Below are 4,767 nucleotides of genomic sequence, written 5' to 3' on the forward strand. Positions count from 1 at the left end.
AGACCAGAAAGAAATATCAGTAAACTAATGGATTATGCCAGACAATTGCGTGTTGGCAATATCCTGGAAAATTATCTACAAGTGAAGCTATGAGTAAAGAACTATAATGGTACAAGATACTTCTACATATTACGTTTGGATAGGTGGCTCATGTGATTATGGCCATAAAGAGAGAGCTGGTGGTGCTGCCGTTGTGATTGAGCATAACGGCAATATCATCAGCCGTGATGTAATCAGCGACTTGCACACCACAGAGTTCCGCATGATGCTAACCCTCATGGTGAAGGTAATGCAGGAAATACCGGAAGGTTCCGACATTCTCTTCCTGACCAACGCTGCCTATATTCAGAACTTTGACAAGACTCCAACGGCTAAATCAGCCAATCCAGACTTGATCATTCAATGCATCGAGGAAAAGAAAAGGCACAACTCTGTCGGAGTCAAGATTGTGCAATATCACAAAAGTCCATTGCTGATAGAGACCCACGATAGGGCTACGGAAGCAATGGCTAAGACAAGGAAGGAGTTTCATCAGAAAAACAAATGAATGTTTAGGGGCGTTTTCCGGTCATTAAGGTCACGGTCATTAAGGATTTCCGGTTATTCAAGATGTCTGACCCCAAATATGGTTTACAGCTTATGAGCGATGATTATATTCTTGAAAATCTCATAGAAGAACTGAGGGAAACTCAATAACACCAAAAGTGAGTGGTTTATGTAAAAAGTTACGGAGAATATGAATTATCTCCGTAACTTTTTACATTTTCATCTTATATATTTTGGGAGCATTTCACTCCAAACCATACCATATTAGAAGTCACATGTATCTGGGTCTGACCCTATTCTGTCTGCCTTCAGCGATGCGATTTCAAACATTTCCTGCTGAGAGAGTTCAAAATCGAACACATCGATGTTTTCCTTGATTCGGCTTGGAGTAACCGACTTTGCCAGTGGCAGCACGCCTGTCTGCATCACCCAACGGATAACTACCTGAGCCACGCTCTTGCCATGGCTGGCAGCAATCGACTTCAAGAGAGGATTATCCAAGACATTACCTCTTCCCAACGGACTCCATGCTTCCACAAGAATGTTGTTCTTCTTGCAGAACTCAACACACTCCTTCTGGGTGAATCCAGGATGATACTCTATCTGGTCAACCATCGGACAGATGTTTGCCTTCGCCATTACTGGCTCTGCATGATGCTGCATGAAGTTAGAAAGACCGATGCTGCGAATCAAGCCCTCTTCATGCAGACGCTCCATCGCTTTCCAAGTATCTACATTCTGCTGATTTGCATCCTTGCCAAACTGCAACTCGTTGGCTGGCCAATGGATGAGGTAGAGGTCAAGATAATCAAGACCTAAATCGCTCAAAGTCTTGTCAAACGCCTTCAAGGTCTTGTCGTAGCCACGCTCTGTGTTCCAAACCTTGCTGGTAACAAAGAGATTCTCACGCTTGATTCCACTTTCCTTAATTCCCTCGCCCACGCTTTTCTCATTTTTATAGACAGCAGCGGTGTCGATGTGGGTGTAGCCTGCAGCGATGGCAGCTTTCACAGCTTCAACGCAGGTTGCGCCATCAGGAGTAAGAAACGTTCCGAAACCCGGTGTAGGAATCTTCACTCCATTATTCAATAATATTTCCTTTTCCATAATTAAACTAATCTTTTAAATTTCAACTATTCTTTTGACGATGCAAAGTTACTGACTTTTCCGCTTGACCAAGTTCTGTATGTTTGCAATATCATAGAGTATCTTTGCATTTTTGGCCATCACTTAGCAGTCCCATTGATTTCCCTGCGATATTCTGCAGGAGTAAGATGGGTAATCTTCTGGAACTGCTCGAAGAAATATGCAGTTATTTTATGATTTCTGCAATATACCCTATTATTGAATCTTCTATATCCAATGGTTTAGTATCATCAACGTCAAAAGTTTGTCCATCCCCAAAAATACATTTGAGTATTGTACCCGAATATTTCAATGTGCAAATCATATATTCGTTATGCATGATAGCTAAAGATTTATGGCTCGCGACATTTGGTTGAATGGCAACATTGGTACGTAGTTTTTCTGCCAATAGTAACCTGATTTCTGCAAACTTCTGTAGCAAGCGGAAGAAATGGATAGCCTTGAACACTTCTGTGTAATTGGCAATCTCATTCTCAATAGGCTCGTATTTACATGCCTTGATAGAGAAGTCTATTGCCTTTTCCCTGTTTGTTTGGCTTTTCAATATGCTCTCACGGAATAGGCTATTTTTCTGATAATAGCGAGCCGTCTTCTCGTATTTTGGCAGGACATTTTCAATGGCAGGACGCAAAGCCTCATATGTCTCGAAGTTTGTTCGGGCAAACTTATCCATGAGGTGATAAAGAAACCAAATTTCGATGCAAGGGTGACTCTCGATGAAAATAACTCCTTGCTTTTTGTATTTCTCCTTTGCTTCTTGATAAATGGCGTATTGCGCTTTGTTCTTGACCAAGGTATCGGTATCGATGACGAGAAATATCGCATCGGCACGTTCTTGTGGGTTCTTGCGAAGTTCCTTGTCTATGAGTTTCAAGTTCTGCTTATATGAGCTACGGCTGTTCTTGGGAATGTCCGGCTCCATAGAGAACTTGAAACGGTTGTTGGTGCGCAACCATTCAAAGTAGTACCATTCCGTAAAACCCTCACAATAGATTTTGACGGTATATTCAAGCGGTCTCTGTTCCATGTCAACCTCCTTTCTTATTCGTCAATAAATATACTGCCCAACTGAGGCTTCGCTCCCAACTTTCCAGCTCTGTAAGCATTGAGGATGGACACTTCCTTATGGAGACCGAAATCCTTGGCACGATAAATCTCTGTCGCTCCCGATTCGTTTTTGCTGGCAAAATACACCATATCCCTGCGGATAAAATCCTCGTCAAGAAGCATAAGACTATGAGTAGAGAATATCAATTGTGCCCGGTCTGAATTTACAAGGAATGTCTTGATAATATGGGTGAACAGGTCGTAATGCAGCGAGTTCTCCAACTCATCACACAGCAATGTCTGATTGTTTTTGATAAGTGTAAATAACAATGCCGACAAACCGTACATACGGTTGGTACCTTCCGATTCCACCATGTTAGAAAGACTTCCCGTATAGAAAGGAGTCTTGTGGGTGAAGAACAATTCTTCTGTAGATATGCTCTTGTCCTGAGGTTCCGAGATATGTAAGATTTTTGCTATCTTTCTGAACTTCTCCATTGCTTCCTCAGAAACCTCACCTTTTTCTTCCTTGATGTATATGTCGGAAATGTTGAAATCAGCCTTTTCAAGCATCTCGCAGATAAACTTCTTGCTGTCAGCATCCAATCTTACCACATCGTTAGCTAACTGTCCAAGATTATCATTCTTGCTGAGCAAAGGCATGAACTCGCTTTCAAAATAATTGAAGACTTTGTCAAGTTCAACATTCTTTTCAACGTTTGCATTCTTATAGGTTGTGAGTACCGTAGCATTGGAAATGCAATTTGACTCTATGAACAGTTTCTGTGTTGCAGACAACTTCAGCAATGGTCCGAAAGAAATTGAAGAATTGCTCTTATCCTCATTCCAAGTACGCTCATAAAAGAGCGCACGGCGGTTATTGGGATAGAAGTACAGTTCTTCCTTATAAATCTTTTGGTTGTTCAAGACAACGGAATATTCATATCTGACATCACCAATATAGAAAATCAATTCAAATGATGAGTTTCGGTTTCGGCTATCCTCATCCATCATGAATGGTGTCAGTCCTGTGCCTGTACCAGGTTTCTTGGAACGACTTGCAACCAAATAAAAAATGAACCAAGCCAAAGCTTTGAGGATGTTGCTCTTGCCAGATGCGTTTGGTCCGTAAACAACGCCCAATTTGGAAATGCGAACACCTTTTATTTTAACAACAGCGTAGTCTTCATACGTTTTGTCAGCAGAAGCCGTAAAATCCAGCGTCTGCTCTTCTCTTATAGAAAGGAAATTCTTTACTTTAAATTGTAATATCATATCTTTCGTGCTTAAATTCGTAATTCTTTTGCAAAAATACAAAGAAAAGATGAAATATACAGCTTTTCGGCATTAAATTTAAGAATATTTTTCAGAAAAGCCAATGTAACGTAGAAATGAATCTTTCAAGGCATCGCAGATAAGGGAAACAGATGGATGCATAAATGGTGGTATTCTACACTCTTCGGTCTGCCAGGCGGTTTCACCACGATGATTGGCAATACTATCGAGACCAATCCCTTTATCGGTCTCGTCTGAAATCGTTGCGTCCGTCACCATGCCACCATGCGCCCAGGAAAGCGAGGATGACGCGGAAAACGATGTAGATAACGATGATGTCAACAAATTCATTCATAAGCTTGATATTTTACGAGTTATTCAATATATATTCACCACGGGAATGCCCAAACTATTGGCTTTCTTGAAAGTGTAGTAGGTTCCACCCTTCTCTCTCCCATCATAGAAGGCAATGAGAAGGGACGCATTCTCAACCATGAACTCGTCTCTATCAAGAAAACATCGGGTGTAATAGTATTCTGAAAGGACGATCACCTCATCTGCTGAAGCCATCAATCCATCATAAACCACCCTATCGCTGGGCTTGAACCTGTCTGCCTGACCTCTGAAAGGAATGGCTGCGGTAAGCGTCATTCCTGGGCAGGAAGGTTTCAGCGACTGCACTATCTGGGCTGCCATCAAGTCAATACCGATGGCGAATCCCGAAATAAAATTACTGATGCCATGCTCGTAAGC

5 protein-coding genes are annotated in these 4,767 nt (G+C 41.7%); 1 reads left to right on the forward strand and 4 read right to left on the reverse strand.

Annotation, left to right across the window (positions count from 1 at the left end):
- Window positions 1-106: 106 nt before the first annotated feature.
- Window positions 107-547: a ribonuclease H gene (locus DWV53_RS14855; RefSeq protein WP_117695757.1), complete on the forward strand. Its 441-nt coding sequence runs from the start codon at window positions 107-109 to the stop codon at window positions 545-547.
- A gap of 263 nt (window positions 548-810) precedes the next feature.
- Here DWV53_RS14855 and DWV53_RS14865 read toward each other — a convergent pair whose 3' ends face one another.
- From DWV53_RS14865 to DWV53_RS14890, 4 genes are all read right to left on the reverse strand, one after another.
- A complete protein-coding gene (locus DWV53_RS14865; RefSeq protein WP_117695756.1) occupies window positions 811-1,653 on the reverse strand; it encodes an aldo/keto reductase in 843 nt (280 codons plus the stop codon).
- 205 nt (window positions 1,654-1,858) lie between these two features.
- Window positions 1,859-2,719, reverse strand: a complete 861-nt coding sequence (locus tag DWV53_RS14870; protein WP_117695755.1) for an RloB family protein — start codon at window positions 2,717-2,719, stop codon at window positions 1,859-1,861.
- 14 nt (window positions 2,720-2,733) lie between these two features.
- On the reverse strand, window positions 2,734-4,014 hold the full coding sequence (locus DWV53_RS14875) for an AAA family ATPase (RefSeq protein ID WP_117695754.1): 1,281 nt from the start codon (window positions 4,012-4,014) through the stop codon (window positions 2,734-2,736).
- A gap of 378 nt (window positions 4,015-4,392) precedes the next feature.
- A partial coding sequence (locus DWV53_RS14890) for an SLOG family protein (RefSeq protein ID WP_118155388.1) occupies window positions 4,393-4,767 on the reverse strand: 375 nt, incomplete at its 5' end.

Source organism: Segatella copri (assembly GCF_003465495.1).
GTDB classification, from domain to species: Bacteria; Bacteroidota; Bacteroidia; order Bacteroidales; family Bacteroidaceae; genus Prevotella; species Prevotella copri_G.

Excerpts from the sequence above, each read along its gene's own strand:
- DWV53_RS14875 (WP_117695754.1), bottom strand. The coding sequence starts at position 4,014 with ATGATATTACAATTTAAAGTAAAGAATTTCCTTTCTATAAGAGAAGAG.
- DWV53_RS14865 (WP_117695756.1), bottom strand. The coding sequence starts at position 1,653 with ATGGAAAAGGAAATATTATTGAATAATGGAGTGAAGATTCCTACACCG.
- DWV53_RS14855 (WP_117695757.1), top strand. The coding sequence starts at position 107 with ATGGTACAAGATACTTCTACATATTACGTTTGGATAGGTGGCTCATGT.
- DWV53_RS14870 (WP_117695755.1), bottom strand. The coding sequence starts at position 2,719 with ATGGAACAGAGACCGCTTGAATATACCGTCAAAATCTATTGTGAGGGT.